This is a genomic window from Acidimicrobiia bacterium (assembly GCA_036396535.1).
Lineage (GTDB): Bacteria > Actinomycetota > Acidimicrobiia > Spongiisociales > UBA5794 > DASWKR01.
Map to the genome: position 1 here is coordinate 1 of DASWKR010000017.1, position 15,129 is coordinate 15,129.

The window sequence follows — 15,129 nt, forward strand, 5'->3', positions numbered from 1 at the left end:
CTGTCTTCGCTCGTCCAGGAAGTCGTCAACCGTCCGGGGTGGGCACCGAACAACGACCTCGGGTTCACGATCACCGGCACAGGGCGGCGCGTCGCCGAGTCCTACAACGGCTCCCAGAGCGGCGCACCCCTCCTCCACGTCAAATACAGCACAGACACCGAACCGCCTCCTCCGCCACCGCCGGTCGGCACGGTGACGTTCGCGGTGATCGGCGACTTCGGGCAGGTCCGGGCGAGCACGGCGACGGTCGCTTCGACCGTGGCCCAGCTCGACCCTGATTTCGTGGTGACGGTCGGCGACAACAACTACACCTCGAGCAGCGATCTCGACAACGTGATCGGCCGGTACTACTCCGCCTACATCGGCGACTACCAGGGCTCTTTCGGACCCGGGTCCCCGACGAATCGATTCTTCCCTTCCCTGGGCAACCACGACTACTCGGACGGCGGGGGCTTGCCGGCCTACGAGGCCTACTTCACCCTGCCCGGCACGGGAGTGGTCACGAGCGGCACGTCCGGCAACGAGCGCTACTACGACTTCACGATGGGGCCGGTGCAGTTCTTCGTGGTCAACAGCAACAGCCAGGAGCCCGACGGCAACAATTCGACGTCCGATCAGGCGGATTGGCTGCAGGCGGGGTTGGCGGCGTCGACGGCTCCGTGGCAGATCGTCCTCTTCCACCACGCCCCGTACTCGTCTGGTGAGCACCACGGCTCGGACACCACCATGCAGTGGCCGTTCGCGGCGTGGGGAGCCGATGCGGTGCTCGCCGGCCACGAGCACATCTACGAGCGGCTGGCGGTCGACGGGATCCCGTACTTCATCAACGGCGTCGGCGGCGCCGACCTCCACGCCGCGAGTCCGCCGATCCCGGAAAGCCGCTTCGTCTACGACGACGACTTCGGAACGATGCTCGTCGAGGTGTGCGAGGGACGGCTGGCTTTTACCTTCCACTCCATCAGCGAGGGAGTCGTCGACGCCTTGGCGGTGGGCGCGGCGTCGTGCGCCGTCGGCTGACGCTCACTCTCCCACGAGGACGAGCGGGCAATGGCGGTACGGATGGTCGATGACGCGCATCGACTGGCCGTACACGGCCCGGAGCGTCTCGGAATCGAGCACCTGTGAGGGGGTGCCCGTGGCCACGGACCGTCCGTTCGACAGGAGGAGGAGCCTGTCCGAGTAGTACGCCGCCGCGTTGAGATCGTGCATGACTGCCACGACGAGCCTCCCCTCGGAGGCGAGCCGCCGCGCCTCGGTCAGCATCCGCTCCTGGCCTGCCATGTCGAGGGCGCCGGTCGGCTCGTCGAGCATCACGACGGGGGCTTGCTGCGCGATGACTCTCGCCAAAGCCACCCTGGCCCTCTCACCCCGCGAGAGCGTGGCGAACACCCGATCCGCCAGATCGAGAGTGTCGGTGCGGAGCATCGCCTCACGCACGGCTGTGGCGTCGGCCTCTCCGCTGTTCTCCGGCCGGCGTCGGTGCGGGTACCTGCCCATCTCGACGACGGCCCCGGCGCGGAAGGCGATGGCGTCGGGCTCCCGGTCCGCCAGGAATGACCGCACCACCGCCAACTCGGCCACGGACAAGCTGTCGACCGGTGCGCCGGCCAGGTGCACGCTCCCGGCAGTCGCCCGCATGTCGCCGGCCAACAGGCGGAGCAGAGTCGACTTTCCAGCACCGTTCGGTCCGATGATCGCCACGACCTCGCCCGCCTCCCCGGAGAGGTCGACCCCGTCGACGAGGGTGCCGGCTCCGATCCGGTACGTGACGCCGGCTGCTTCGAGGAGCGGCTCAGACATCTCGGGTCCTCGAGATCAGCCAGAGAAAGAGCGGGCCGCCGAGCGCCGACGTCACGAGGCCGACAGGGATCTCGACGGGCTCGAGCGTCAGCCGGGCCACCAGGTCGGACAGTACGAGCAGGACGGCTCCTCCGAGGGCCGACACGCCCATGAGCCTCCGATGCGCAGGGCCTACGAGCCGGCGGATCCAGTACGGAACCAGGAGCCCGACGAAGGCCACGACGCCGACGGCCCCGACGGTGGCGCCGACGACGATTCCCACCGCGATCAGCACGATCGTGGCGACGAGGTCGGTGTCCACGCCGAGGTGACGCGCCTCGGAGTGCCCGAGCGACATGAGGTCGAGCGATCGTGAAGTGCCGAGGAGCACGAGGGCGCCTGCCCCGATCATGACGGCTGCCGTCCCGAACGATCGCCACGTCGAGCCGGACAGGCTCCCGAGGAGCCAGAACTCGATGGGCGGGACCCTGCTGCGGTCTGCGGCGAATACCAAGAAGCCAACCCAGGCGCTCAGCGCCGCCCCGAGGGCGACCCCGGAGAGGATCAGCCTCGTCCTGTCGATCGTCACCCGACTGCCGAGCCGGCGCACGACGAAGCCGGTCACCACACCTGAGACGATCCCCCCGGCGATGGCGCCCTGGACCCCCCCTGCCGCCGACCCGATCACTGCCCCGATCCCTGCCCCCGGCCCTATGCCGAGCAGCTGGGGGTCTGCCATCTCGTTGCGCAACATGCCTTGGAGGACGGCGCCGGTCGCCGCCAGCCCTGCTCCGACCGTGCATGCGGTCAGCAGCCTCGGCATCCTGATCCCCCACACGACGGCTTCCGCCTGGCGGCCCGGCTCACCGAGTGCGCCGAGACCGGCCTTGCGCGCAACCACGGCGAGCGCCTCCAGCGGTGGCACGGCAACTGCGCCCGTCGTCAACGTCGCGATCGCGGCCGCGCCGAACAGGGCGGCGAGCACACCCGTCACCCACCCTCGCCTGCCCTGCTGCACGTCAGCCCGTGAGGCTGTAGAGGTCGCCGATGAACTCTGCGAGCGCCTGACCGACGCGTGGGCCGAGGTTGAAGAAATACGCCTCGTCGTAGACGAGGAACTCCTCGTTGGCGGCGGCCGGCGTGTCCGAGACACCTGGTATCGCCAGCAGAGCGTCGAGCCCACCGAGAGCCTGGAGTCCCAGCTCGGGCAGGACGATCACGTCGGGGGCTGCCGCGATCAAGGCTTCCGGCGTCAGCGGCGCCAACCCGCCCACTCCGGATCCGGCCCCCGCGTCGACCGCGCCCGCCCCCTCGATCATGGCTTGGGTCTGTGTGCCGGCACCGAACAGGAAGATCGTCTCCGGGCCCCTCACGTACACGTATGCAACGGAGGGCGACTCCGCCTCCTCCGGGATGAGCGCCCGAGCCGCCTCGACCTCGGCCGCCACGCGGCCGGCGAGCTCCGCCCCTTCATCCGGCACACCGAGGATCTCGGCGATCTGGCCGATCTTGGTGGCGGCACCGTCGAGCGTCACCTGGGTCTCGATGATGACGACGGGCACCCCGGCGTCGCGCAGCTGGTCGATCACCTCCTGCGGGGCGACCTGCTGGTCGCCGATCACGAGAGTCGGGTCGAATCGGAGCACCGCCTCAGGGGCGAGTTGCATGCTCAGTCCAACGGTGTCCCCCCGATCGATCAGCGCGGCTGCCTCTTCGGGATAGGTCGTCGTCACGTCGACGGCGACCACGCTCTCACCCAAGCCGAGCTCGTAGATCACCTCGGTGATGTCGCCGTTGAGCGAGACGATGCGTGAAGTGTCGTCGACGGCGGTCTCGACACCGTCGATGCCTGTGAACGTGCGGGCCGCCACCGTTGTCTCGACGACCGTCGTGGACGGCGCCCCTGTCGCTGTGGCGACAGGCGTCGTCGTGGCGACAGACGTCGTCGTGCCTTCCGTCGTTGTCGAAGCCGTGTCGCCGCCACACGCCGCGGCGACAACGACGAGCGCCGCAAGTGCGGGCAGGAGTCTCGCTCTTCTCATGTGATCATCTCCGGTGTCATCCCCGTCGTCTCTCTCTGTGCTCGATGGACCGATTCGCCCCGGTCGCCGACGATCAGCCTGTAGCCGGCCCAGATCAACGAGAGCCCGACGAGCTCCGTCACGTAGAGCACCCGCACCATGCCGAACCGCGCGAATCCGCCGCCGATCCCCGGCAAGATCGCGCCCGTCGCGATGACGGCGTTCCCCCAGACGCGCCACCGCGCCCCGGGCTGGCTGCGGTATCTCCAAGCGGACCAGATCGCTCCTCCCACGAGGAACGTCACCGCATACAGGTTGATCACCGGCGAGAGGAGCCGCACCCACTGCCACCCGAGGACGTCGCCGCTCAGGTGATGCTCCTCGACCGCTTCCCGCACGATCGGAGAGGCGACGACGAGGGAGGTCGCCATGGCAACGTAGGTGAAGAGCCAGACGGCGAGGCGGTCGGCCTTGCGACGCGGCAGCAGGAGGTAGACGGTGCCTTGGGCGAGAGGCGCCCCACCGAGCAGTGCGCCTGAGACGTACCAGGCGCGAAAGACGATCTCGTTCCATCCGAAGAGCGTCGTGAGCGCCTCGGTGGAGGTACCGACCCCGTAGAGGGCGACGCCGATCATCCACCACAACAGGTATCGGGCGTCCGGCTTGCTCCGCCAGTGGCGCCACAGCACCACCGTGAAGCTCGCGGCGACCACCGTCGAGGCGAGCGGCAAGTAGTCGATGGGGTTGGTGCTCACGGACCTCTCGCATTCGGGCCGGAGTGGAACCCAATCCGATCCGACAGCCGACAGCAAGTCGGGAGTGCGAGTCGGCCTACGCTGATCGGATGGCGTGGTACGACGTTCTCATCGTCGGAGGCGGCTTCGGAGGCGCCTTCTGCGCCCGCGAGCTCGAGCGGCGATTGGGAGGTCGCAGCGAGCGCGTCCTGCTCGTGGCGCCGGACAACTTCATGCTGTTCTCGCCGTTGCTGCCCGAGGCGGCCTCCGGGACGTTGGAGCCACGCCATGCGGTCATCCCGCTGCGAGAGCTCCTCTCGGAGACGGAGCTCCTCATCGGCACGGTCTCCGGCCTCGACGTCGCTGCGAGGCGCGCAACCGTCGAGGACATCAATGGCGGCATCCACGAGATCGAGTTTCGAGTGGCGGTCCTCTCGCCCGGATCGATCCCCACCGTCCTGCCGATCCCCGGCCTCCGCCAACACGCCGTCGGCTTCAAGACCCTTGCCGACGCCATCTGGCTCCGCAACAGGGTGCTGTACCAGCTCGATGCCGCTGAAGCAGCAAGGACGGTGGAGGAACGCCGCAAGCTGCTGACGTTCACCTTCATAGGTGGCGGATACGCCGGCGTCGAAGCGATCGCCGAACTGGAGTCGCTCGCCCGCGACGCCCTGAAGCGTTATCCGGGCCTCACCCGAACCGACATGCGGTGGGTGCTCGTCGAGGCACAGGGCTCGCTCCTCCCCGGGCTCCACGAGCGGCTCGCCCGGTTCACCGAACGGGTGCTTCGCAGGAGGGGCATCGAGGTGTACCTCGACACTCGACTCGAGTCGTGCGAGGGAAAGCTCGTGGTGCTGAGCGGCGACCGCACGACGCCGTTCCCCTCCGAGACGATCGTCTGGACTGCCGGGCAGCGTCCGAATCCCGTCGCCGGGACGTGGGACTTGGAGACGGATGAGCGGGGCTTCGTTCCCGTCGACGACCACATGCGGGTGGGCAACCGTCCCGACCTGTTCGCAGTCGGCGACCTCGCCGCCGTGCCCGACCCCGACGGGGGGATCAGCCCGAACACGGCACAGCATGCGCTTCGGGAGGCGAAGGTGGCGGCCGCCAACGCCGCAGCCTTCTTCGGAGCGGGCGACGCCGTCCCGTTCACCTATCGCAATCGTGGGCTCGCCGTCACCCTCGGCAAGTGGCAGGGGGCGGCGCAGGTGAAGCGCTGGACGTTCACCGGTCCGCTTGCGTGGTGGATGGGCCGCTCATACCACCTGCTGATGATGCCCGGCCTCGCCAGGAAGAGCAGGATCGTCGGCGACTGGACGTTCGCGTTGCTGTTCCCGCGCGACGTGTCCCAGCTCGGTCGGCTCGGCGAGCCGTCGCCGCTCGCCTGACGGGTACCCTCCGGCGCCATGTCGTTCGTCACCCACCTCGCGTCCGCCATCGACGGGACCGCCCTCGATCCGAATCGACTCCAAACGGTGCACGACGGCCGGCCCTTGTGGGTGAGGTACGACCTCGATGCCGTCGGTGCCGCGGTATCACGCGACGACATCGCCTCCCGGGCGCCGACGATGTGGCGCTATCGAGAGTTGCTGCCCGTCGACCGTGACGAGAACGTGGTCTCCCTCGGCGAGGGAATGACGCCGCTGCTTCGGTGCGAACGACTCGGGGCGTCGCTCGGGCTCGACGACCTGTGGATGAAGGACGATTCCCAGCTCCCGACAGGCTCGTTCAAGAGCCGCGGCCTCGCCATGGCCGTCAGCCGGGCGAAGGAGCTCGGCGCGACCAGGCTGGCGATCCCCACAGCCGGTAACGCAGGCGGGGCCCTCGCCGCATATTCGGCCCGAGCCGGCATCGAGGCGTGGGTCTTCATGCCGGCCGACACGCCGGAGGTCAACAAGGCGGAGGCCGTCAACCACGGCGCCCGAGCGTTCCTCGTCGACGGGCTGATCACCGACTGCGGCGCCATCGTGCGGGAAGGGACGGATCACATGGGCTGGTTCGACGTCTCGACCCTCAAGGAGCCATATCGGATCGAGGGCAAGAAGACGATGGGTCTCGAGCTCGCCGAGCAGCTCGATTGGATCCTTCCGGACGTCATCCTCTACCCGACGGGCGGCGGCACCGGCCTCATAGGGATGTGGAAGGCGTTCGACGAGCTTGCCTCGCTCGGGTGGCTCGACTCCCCCGATCGACCGCGGATGATCTCGTGCCAGGCGGCAGGATGCGCCCCGATAGCCACGGCGTGGGCGGCCGGAGAGCGGTTCGCCACGCCCTTCCCCGATCCCCGAACCGCGGCGAGCGGCCTGCGGGTCCCGACTGCGATCGGCGATTTCATGATCCTCGACGCGGTGCGAGAGTCGCATGGCGCCGCCCTCGCCGCCACCGAGGAGCGCCTCCTCGCGTGGGCGAGGCGGGCCGCCGAGCTCGAGGGAATCTCCGTGTGCCCCGAGGCGGGCGCGTGCCTCGCCGTCCTCGAGGACCTGGTGGCCGGGGGCGACATCGAGCGGTCCGAGAAGGTCGTCGTCTACAACACGGGGGCTGCTCAGAAGTACATCGAGTTGATCAGGGCCGACGTGCCTCTCGTGACCCCGCCGGTCGACTGGGAAGCCCTCACCGCCTGACGCGGCGTCGCAGAGGCGCCGCGGCGTCGCACGGCCGCCGACCGTTCCGCGAAGATGCACCGGATGGACGTCGCAGCCGGAGTCGTGCCGCAGGTCGCCGCCACTTGGTTGGTCGCCCCGTGACGGGGCCGCCGCGACGTCGCCCCCCTCTGAAAGCCCCGTGGCCGTTGCTCGCCCTGGCGATCATCGGCACCGCCCTCTTCGTCCTTCCCCTCGTCGGGCTGCTGGCGAGAACCCCGTGGAGCGGGCTCGGCTCCATACTCTCCCAACAGGTGGTGCTCGATGCGCTGCGACTCTCGATGATCACCTCGACGGCCGCCGCCGTGCTCGCCGTCCTGCTCGGTGTTCCCATCGCCTGGGTCTTGGCGCGTCTCGAGTTTCGGGGCAGATCGTTGCTCCGCGGGCTCGTCGTGCTCCCGATGGTGCTCCCTCCCGTCGTCGGCGGCGCCGCCCTACTGTTCGCCTTCGGGCGTCGCGGCTTCTTCGGGGAGGCCCTCTTCGAGGCGACGGGCATCCTCCTCCCATTCTCGATCGGAGGGGCCGTACTCGCGGCGACCTTCGTGGCGACCCCTTTCCTGGTCCTCACCGTCGAAGGAGCGCTGCGGTCCCTCGATCCGCGTTTCGAGGCGGCCGCCGCGACCCTCGGCGCCTCGAGGTGGACCGTGTTCCGCCGCGTGACCCTCCCGTTGCTCGGCCCGTCGCTGGCGGTCGGGGTCGTCATCGCATGGGCGAGGGCCCTCGGAGAGTTCGGAGCGACGATCACCTTCGCAGGCAACCTCCAGGGCAGGACCCAGACTATGCCGCTGGCGGTCTTCGTGGCCCTCGAGAGTGAGCGAGACACCGCCATCGCCCTCAGCCTGGTGCTCGTCGCCGTCTCGCTGGCGATCCTGCTGGTCCTGCGCGACCGCTGGTGGCCGGCACGGTGAGCGGGCTCGATGCGCGGCTCAAGCTCTCGAGGGGGGCGTTCGATCTCGACGTCTCTCTCGTGGTGGCCGCCGGCGAGACGCTCGCTCTGCTCGGGCCGAACGGGTCCGGGAAGACGAGCACCGTGCTGGCGCTCGCAGGCTTGGCTGCGATCGACGAGGGACACATCGAGCTCGAAGGGAACATCCTCGACGACCCCGGTCTCGGGGTGTTCGTGCCGCCGGACCGTCGCCGCATCGGTGTCGTCTTCCAGGACTACGCCCTGTTCCCACACCTGACCGTTGCCGCAAACGTGGGATTCGCCATCACCAGCGGGAACCGCCGGGCACCGGACGCGGCGGAGCGAACGGCGGCGTGGCTGCAGCGGCTCAGGCTCGAGGATCTCGCCGACCGCAAGCCCGGCCGGCTGTCCGGCGGTGAGTCGCAGCGCGTCGCACTCGCCAGGGCGCTGGCGAGCGAACCCTCGCTCCTCCTCCTCGACGAGCCATTGGCGGCGCTCGACGTCGCCATCAAGGCCGCACTGCGGCGAGAGCTCGCCGACCATCTCGCCGGGTTCGCAGGCCCCCGGATCTTGATCACCCACGATCCGACGGATGCCTTCCTGCTCGCAGACACGATCGCCATCATCGAAGCAGGAGGCGTCGTCCAGGTGGGACGGGCCGACGACCTGCGCCGTCATCCACGCTCGGCGTACGCCGCCGACTTGGCCGGGGTGAACCTGCTGGCAGGGACCGCCACACGCGGCGACGTGGTGATGGAGTCCGGACCGCCGATGCAGATCGCCGAGACGGGCGTGGGCGGGCGCGTTCTGCTGACGATCCACCCGAGGGCCATCTCGTTGCACGTCGAGCCCCCTTCCGGAAGTCCCAGGAACGCATGGCAGACGTCGATCGTGTGGATCGAGCCGATCGGAGACCGGGTCCGGGTCCAGCTCGGCACGCCTCACCCTCTCACTGCCGAGATCACTGAGGGCTCGATGACCCGCATGGGCCTCACGGTCGGGTCTGCGGTGTGGGTCGCCATCAAGGCGACCGAGATCGGAGTGCAGCCGGCCTGAGTTGTGGCCGATCAGCCGTTGGCGACCCTCACGGTGAGGCGCGCCCTGGCGGCAAGGTCGAGCCAGCACCCAGCCGAGCCGGCGTGAAGACCGGCGAGGCCCTCCCAACGTCGGGCGGCGTCCTCGTAGAGGCGAGCGACGAGCGGACCATCCCCTGCCAGGGCGGCATGAGGATCGGCCGAGCCGCCGGCGAGCTCGGCCGCTTCGCTCGCCGGGATCACCAGCCCTCCCCACAGCGAGCGGAGCCGGCTCACCAGATCACCGGGTTGCCCAGTGGGCCCATAGCCGTCGTCGCCGGCGACCCCCCAAGCTCCGAGGGCCGGGGCGACACGCAGCCGATCTCCGATGGCGAGCAGGGCGGCTTTGTCCGCATCGATCCGGGGGTCGGCCGACGACCGGGCGGCGGCATCGAGCCACGGCACGGCCCATGGGACGATCCTGTCCGCCGCGAGGAAGCGGCGGTCCGAGTAAGCCTTGGTCGCCGTCGGCCCGTCCCCCTCCGCCCAGGCGACCGCCTCGGCCGCGGCGAGGCCCGCCGCGAATCGACACAGGTCGGCGAGCCCCGCGTCGGCGATCAGGTACGACCACTGGCGGGCGCGTCTCGACAGATCGGCCAGCGGATCGACCTCGGGGATCACCTCCTGCTCGGTCGGGTCGGCTGCCTGACCACCGAGGGGGCCGGCTACCCGGTTGCGGGCGATCGCCATCCAGCGGTCGGCCTCGAGCCGCGCCGCCTCCTCAGACTCGGTAGGCATCGGGCGTCGGCCTCACGGGTCTCGCCAGCCACTCGGGTCTGCGCATACCTCCCGGCCCCGGACCAGGTCTGGTCATGGCGAGCCACTCCCGGTAGACGTCACGCGACCTGGCGGTGTCCACGAAGATGTCGCCGTAGCGGTCCTCGGGAGCGGCGGGGCCGAGGCGGACTCGTTGATGCCAGGCGTGCATGCCGGAGACCGGGTCTGGATGGACCGGGAAAGCGAGGTTCTGGTGGACCCCGGCGTCGCGCCACCACACCCGCTCCGTGTCCGGGTCGTCCGACTTCCACGGCTCGATCCCCGACTTCTGCCTGAGCATCCATCCGTCCTCCTTGCGCTCGATGTCGACGAGCGCCGTCGACCACCGTTCCCCGCCGCGCTCCTCGTCGAGGCGCCAGCGTCCCATGTGGTGCGATGCGGCGACCACGCCCGGTCGGATCCCCTCCGTGCGCCACACCCGCATGACGAAGTAGCCGATGTCCGTCGTGATGCGGACGAGGTCGGCCGTTTCGAGGCCGAGCTCGTCACCGTCGTATGGGTTGACCCAGAGCGGGTGGCCGTGCGAGATCTCGTACAGATACTTGGCGTTGCCCGATCGGGTGTGGATCAGCGTCGGCAGCCGGAAGATGGGCAGCAGGATCCGCTCGTTGCCCGCCAGGTCGAGGTGGCGCCGGTCGACGTGGCTTGGCAGGTAGGTGGGGATCGCCTCCTCGTCCCACCCCCAGGCGGCCATCGTTTCCGAGTACCACTCGAGCTTCCCGGATGGTGTCCCGAAGCCTTTGCGCCTCACGCCGTCCACGCTCACCCCGGACTCGTCGGGCCGTTCGTTCACCAGATACACGTCGGATGACACCTCGAAGGCGCCGTACTTGCGCATGAACCCGAGCGGCGTCAGCCCTTCGGACCCTGCGCGTTCCGGGAGCCCGGGGACGGAGTGCTCGAACATCCAGCCGTAGTACTCGTCCACGGAGACGGGTCGGCTCGGATCGCGCGGCGACTCGAACCACTTGCGGATGCCGAGGGCGCCGTCCTCGTCGATCTTCCAGGAGAGGTCGATCCAGAATTCGGTCTCCTCCCATACCTCTCCAGGGTTCGCTTCGTAGGTGCGCTCGATGCGCCTCCCTGCTCGCTCAGCGGCGACTCGCAAGACCGGCTGGCGGAACCCGATCCATTGGCCGGCGTGCGTCTCATAGCTGTGCGTGTCGTGGCGCTCGGATCCGAACCCCATCGGCAGCACGTAGTCGGCGAACCATGCCGTCTCCGACCAGGTGGGGGTGAGCGCGACGTGGAGCCCCACCTTGGTCTCGTCCGTGAGCATCTCGAGCCACGAGAACCCGTCCGGGTTCGTCCAGACCGGGTTGTACACCCTCGTGAAGTACACGTCGAGGCGGCCGCGCCCCTCGGCGAGGAAGTGCGGGAGGAGCATCGACAGCTCATGGTGGGCGAGCGGATACTCGGCAGGCCACAGCAGCTCGTTCCACCTGGAGTGCGGCGGGGGCATGTTCCAATGGGCCGGGCTCAGCTTGTCCCACGTATTTGGCGAGACTCCCCCCGGCGTGCCGACCGACCCCGTGAGCACGTGGAGGAAGAACAAGCAGCGAGCCACCTGCCAGCCCCCGAGGTTGCCGGACCCGGCGGCTCTCCAGGTGTGCGAAGAGAACCGTGGGCCGGCGTCGGCGATACCGCGGGCGATCGCCTCGATCCGGGAGGCAGGCACGCCCGCCTCTTCGGCTGCGAACTCGAGGGTGTAGGCGGCGTATGTCTCCGCCAGCAGCCCGACGAACGCCTCGTAGGTGCGCGGTCCCTCCGGGGCGAGGCTCTCGAGGGCTCCCTCCCAGTCGACCCAGCGCCGCATGAACTCGTGGTCGACAGCATCCCACTCGAGTAGCCGGCCGGCGATGGCCAGCAAGATCGCCGCCTCGGTGCCCGGCCACGGCGACAGCCAGTAGTCGGACATGGCAGCGGTGTTCGACAGCCGCGGGTCGATCGTGGCGAGCTGCGCTCCCGCCTGCTTTCCCTCCATGATGCGTTGGGCGTGCGGGTTGAAGTAGTGGCCGGTCTCGAGGTGGGCGGACAGCAGGAGGATGAAGCGGGCGTTGGCGAAATCGGCGGACGGGCGATCGCTGCCCATCCACATCGCGTAGCCGACCCGGGCGCTCGAGGAGCAGATGTTCGTGTGCGAGTTGTGGCCGTCGACGCCCCAAGCCTTCAGAGTGCGCTCCATGAACCCGTCCTCGCCCGGCCGGCCGACGTGGTACATGATCTCGTCGTGCCGTCCCTCCTCGATGGCGGCCCGGATCCTCGACGCGATGTCGTCGAGCGCCTCGTCCCACGACACCCTTTCCCAGCCGCCGGCTCCCCTGGCGCCGACGCGGCGCATCGGGTGCAGGATCCGCTCGGGGTCGTACATCTGGTTGAGGGTTGCCGGGCCCTTGGCACAGTTGCGGCCCCGCGACCCCGGGTGGGCGGGATTGCCCTCGAATCGGCGAACCTCGCCCGTCTCCTTGTCGACGTAGGCCAGGAGCCCGCAGGCAGACTCGCAGTTGAAACAGGTCGTCGGCACGAGCCGGAATCGGTTCTTCTTGCGTTCCGGCCAGGCTTGCGCGTCGTACTCCTCCCAGTCGTCCCACAGCTCGGGCGGCGGATAGCTGGTGAGCCCCGTTCCCGGGACGAGGCGCGGGATGTCGTCTCGGGTGCTCACGACAGCGGAACGCTCTGGCCGGCCCTCACGAAGGCGTCGTCGGCGCACCACACGCCGGCGGCGGCTGCGGCGCCACCGATCGCACCGTAGACGGCTGACCCCCCTGCGAGCGTGACGATCCCGAGCACGATCGGGACGGCGGCGCCGAGCACCATCCAGCCGAGCCACCACTCCAAGGCGTACCTCCCCTCCATGAGATGATGCGCCGCCTCGGCGGCGTTCCTCGTCGGATGCCGGGCCGCCAGGTCCGTGAGGGCAACCACGCCAACGGCCCCGCAACCGGCGACGAGGCACAGGGCGAACGGGCCCTCGAAGCCCTCGGCGTCGAATCCGAGCGTCGCCACGAGCCCGGCACCGCCTCCGACGGCCACTGCGGCCGCCACCATGTGCCACAGCAGCCTCGGACTCTGCCACAGGTCGCGCCCCTCGGCCTGCCCGAAGAGGAAGGCGGTGTACCCGGCGACCGCCAGGCCGATCACCGCTGCCAACCAGGCGACGACGGCCACGCCGACCTCGGATCCGACGACACCGAGAACCAGCCACACGACGAGGAGCAGCCCGTATCCGGCGAGGATCCACGCTCCCTTCACGAGCCACGATCCCCATCGCCCCTTGGTGAGGAGGTATACGAACCGCTCCGGCCGTTTCAAATCGGCGACGAGGAGGGCCCCCGTGGCAGCGAGGAAGACCGCCGCGACGGCCGGGATGCCGTGGCGCGCCAGTGAGGAAGACGTGCCTGCCCCGCCCAGCAGGGCGACGGCAGTTGCGATGGCGAGGCCGGCGGCGATGCCCTTGGTGAGGAAGTACGAAGAGACCCGCCAGCCCCAGGGCATCGGGTGATCGGTCGTGTACACGACCCGGGCGAGACCGCCGTGCTCGTAGACGACTCCCGGCCCGGCTGCGGCGGCGTCCGGGGACAGATCGACGCCGAGGTAGGACGGCTCCGGATCGCGCCACAGTCCTCCGTCCCCCGGATCGACGGCGCCGAGCGGATCGAGGTTGGATGCCTCGGCGCCCAGGTACCACAGGTTGGGACGCGTCCCCTGCTCGACGGAGCGCTGGGAGGTCTGCCGGGTCGCCACGATGCCGGCGATGCGGCTCGCAGGGTCGTCGAGGTCGCCTGCGATGATCGCCTGCTCAGGGCATACGACGACGCATGCGGGCTCGAGCCCGACCTCGACTCGATGCACGCAGTAGTTGCACTTCTGAGCCGTTTGGTCTCCGGGGTCGATGTAGAGGGCGTCGTACGGACAGGCTTGCAGGCAACTCTTGCACCCGATGCACCTTGAGGTGTCGAAGTCGACGATCCCGTCGGGTCGCCGGAACAGGGCCGTCGTCGGACATATGTCGACACACGGCGCGTCCGTGCAGTGGTTGCACCGCATGACCGAGAAGAAGCGCTTCGTGTCGGGCCAGGTGCCCTTCTCGACGTACTTCACCCAGGTCCGGTTCACCCCGAGGGCCACGCCGTGCTCCGTCTTGCAGGCGACCGTGCATGCGTGGCACCCGATGCACGTCGTCTGGTCGATGACAAACCCGTACCGGGTCAAGCGTGGTCTCCTCCCGATCGTGGCGAACCTAGTCGGGTCGCACCGCGGCGAGGAGGTTCCCGTCCTCGACGATCTCGCGAAAGGCGCCCCTCAGGTCGTCGGTGGTTCCGGGCCGCCACACCGCGCAGATCTCCCTCTCGCCGATGGCGTCGCTGCGGCGCTCGAGCGGGGTCGGCCCGGACTCGGCGATCGACTCGGGGAGGACCGACCACCCCATGCCGAGATGGACGAACTGCCTGAGCACGAGTGGATTCGAGCTCTCACCGACGACCGTGGGCACGATCCCCGCCGCGGCGAGGGCGGCGTCGACGGCCCCCCTCGTATGGGAGCCCTCCGGGTAGAGCACCCACTCGAGACCATCCAAAGAACCGGGGAGCGGCGGCCCGTAGACGTACAAGTCCTCGACGGCGACGACCTCGTGCTCCCCTGCCTTCACCGGCGCCACCACGTACACGAGGTCGTGATCGAACCCGAGGAGCTGGCGCGTCAGGCTCTCCGAGTCGTCGACGGAGATGCGCAGATCGACGGACGCCCTGCTGTCGCGAAATCGGGCGATCCCGGACTCGAGCAGGTAGAGAAACGCCGCGTCGATCATGCCCACCCGCAACGTCCCACCCAGACCCTCGCGACGCGCCCGCACGCCTGCCGCCAGCGCCCGGGTCTGGCCGAGGACGGAGGCGGCGTATCGGGCGACCTCGTGTCCCACCTCGGTGAGGCGTCTCCGCCTGCCGTCCGCCTCGAACAGCGGTGCCCCGACGATGTCCTCCAGCCGCGCCAGTCCCTGCGAGAGGGCGGGTTGCGATACACCCAGCAGGTCGGCGGCCTCGCCGAACGTTCCCGCACCGGCGACGGCATCGATGTACGTGAGCTGGCGAAGGTGGACGGCCTCGAGATCAAACATCCAGATATCCTATCAAATCATTTCATTCATTTGATTTGATCGATTGAAGGTCAAAGGGATACCGTTGACGCATCGCCCCCTCG

13 protein-coding genes are annotated in these 15,129 nt (G+C 69.2%); 5 read left to right on the top strand and 8 right to left on the bottom strand.

Annotation, left to right across the window (positions count from 1 at the left end; genetic code table 11):
- Positions 1-1,017: metallophosphoesterase (locus VGC47_02405; protein ID HEX9854142.1), on the top strand; the 1,017-nt coding region annotated here is incomplete at its 5' end.
- A gap of 3 nt (positions 1,018-1,020) precedes the next feature.
- On the opposite strand, the gene VGC47_02410 is transcribed toward VGC47_02405, so the two are convergent.
- The 4 genes from VGC47_02410 to VGC47_02425 are packed head-to-tail and all read right to left on the bottom strand — an operon-like array spanning position 1,021 to position 4,555.
- Positions 1,021-1,800 (bottom strand): heme ABC transporter ATP-binding protein, encoded by a 780-nt coding sequence (locus VGC47_02410; protein ID HEX9854143.1) that lies wholly within the window; start codon positions 1,798-1,800, stop codon positions 1,021-1,023.
- Positions 1,793-2,773 carry an iron ABC transporter permease gene (locus tag VGC47_02415; protein ID HEX9854144.1) on the bottom strand — a complete coding sequence of 327 codons (981 nt, stop codon included), beginning with the start codon at positions 2,771-2,773 and terminating at the stop codon, positions 1,793-1,795. Before VGC47_02415 ends, VGC47_02410 begins: the two co-directional genes overlap by 8 nt.
- 25 nt (positions 2,774-2,798) lie before the next feature.
- Entirely contained in the window at positions 2,799-3,821 is a 1,023-nt protein-coding gene (locus VGC47_02420) for an ABC transporter substrate-binding protein (GenBank protein ID HEX9854145.1), read from the bottom strand.
- Positions 3,818-4,555 carry a hypothetical protein gene (locus tag VGC47_02425; protein HEX9854146.1) on the bottom strand — a complete coding sequence of 246 codons (738 nt, stop codon included), beginning with the start codon at positions 4,553-4,555 and terminating at the stop codon, positions 3,818-3,820. The genes VGC47_02420 and VGC47_02425 overlap by 4 nt, the downstream gene beginning before the upstream one ends.
- Before the next feature lie 89 nt (positions 4,556-4,644).
- On the opposite strand from VGC47_02425, the gene VGC47_02430 reads away from it, so the two are divergent.
- The 4 genes from VGC47_02430 to VGC47_02445 all read left to right on the top strand — a co-directional run bounded on the left by VGC47_02430 (position 4,645) and on the right by VGC47_02445 (position 9,139).
- The gene (locus VGC47_02430; protein ID HEX9854147.1) at positions 4,645-5,925 is read left to right on the top strand and encodes an FAD-dependent oxidoreductase; all 1,281 of its coding nucleotides are present in this window, start codon (positions 4,645-4,647) and stop codon (positions 5,923-5,925) included.
- 18 nt (positions 5,926-5,943) lie between these two features.
- Complete coding sequence (locus VGC47_02435; protein ID HEX9854148.1) at positions 5,944-7,158, top strand: threonine synthase; 1,215 nt, start codon at positions 5,944-5,946, stop codon at positions 7,156-7,158.
- 149 nt (positions 7,159-7,307) lie between these two features.
- On the top strand, positions 7,308-8,084 hold the full coding sequence (locus tag VGC47_02440; protein HEX9854149.1) for an ABC transporter permease: 777 nt from the start codon (positions 7,308-7,310) through the stop codon (positions 8,082-8,084).
- Positions 8,081-9,139, top strand: coding sequence for an ABC transporter ATP-binding protein (locus tag VGC47_02445; protein HEX9854150.1), 1,059 nt, complete (start codon positions 8,081-8,083; stop codon positions 9,137-9,139). The genes VGC47_02440 and VGC47_02445 overlap by 4 nt, the downstream gene beginning before the upstream one ends.
- Positions 9,140-9,150: 11 nt before the next feature.
- Here the strand turns inward: VGC47_02445 and VGC47_02450 are convergent, their stop codons facing one another.
- Genes VGC47_02450 through VGC47_02465 form a run of 4 tightly spaced genes read right to left on the bottom strand, consistent with a single transcriptional unit; the run spans position 9,151 to position 15,046 of the window.
- A complete protein-coding gene (locus VGC47_02450; GenBank protein ID HEX9854151.1) occupies positions 9,151-9,894 on the bottom strand; it encodes a hypothetical protein in 744 nt (247 codons plus the stop codon).
- Positions 9,878-12,595 carry a molybdopterin-dependent oxidoreductase gene (locus VGC47_02455; protein HEX9854152.1) on the bottom strand — a complete coding sequence of 906 codons (2,718 nt, stop codon included), beginning with the start codon at positions 12,593-12,595 and terminating at the stop codon, positions 9,878-9,880. Before VGC47_02455 ends, VGC47_02450 begins: the two co-directional genes overlap by 17 nt.
- On the bottom strand, positions 12,592-14,145 hold the full coding sequence (locus tag VGC47_02460; GenBank protein HEX9854153.1) for a 4Fe-4S dicluster domain-containing protein: 1,554 nt from the start codon (positions 14,143-14,145) through the stop codon (positions 12,592-12,594). The genes VGC47_02455 and VGC47_02460 overlap by 4 nt, the downstream gene beginning before the upstream one ends.
- A 28-nt stretch (positions 14,146-14,173) precedes the next feature.
- On the bottom strand, positions 14,174-15,046 hold the full coding sequence (locus VGC47_02465; protein ID HEX9854154.1) for a LysR family transcriptional regulator: 873 nt from the start codon (positions 15,044-15,046) through the stop codon (positions 14,174-14,176).
- Between the last annotated feature and the right edge of the window lie 83 nt (positions 15,047-15,129).

Bases quoted from the DNA above. Each gene is read 5' to 3' on its own strand.
- VGC47_02435 (HEX9854148.1), top strand. From the start codon at position 5,944: ATGTCGTTCGTCACCCACCTCGCGTCCGCCATCGACGGGACCGCCCTC.
- VGC47_02465 (HEX9854154.1), bottom strand. From the start codon at position 15,046: ATGTTTGATCTCGAGGCCGTCCACCTTCGCCAGCTCACGTACATCGAT.
- VGC47_02450 (HEX9854151.1), bottom strand. From the start codon at position 9,894: ATGCCTACCGAGTCTGAGGAGGCGGCGCGGCTCGAGGCCGACCGCTGG.
- VGC47_02420 (HEX9854145.1), bottom strand. From the start codon at position 3,821: ATGAGAAGAGCGAGACTCCTGCCCGCACTTGCGGCGCTCGTCGTTGTC.
- VGC47_02430 (HEX9854147.1), top strand. From the start codon at position 4,645: ATGGCGTGGTACGACGTTCTCATCGTCGGAGGCGGCTTCGGAGGCGCC.
- VGC47_02410 (HEX9854143.1), bottom strand. From the start codon at position 1,800: ATGTCTGAGCCGCTCCTCGAAGCAGCCGGCGTCACGTACCGGATCGGA.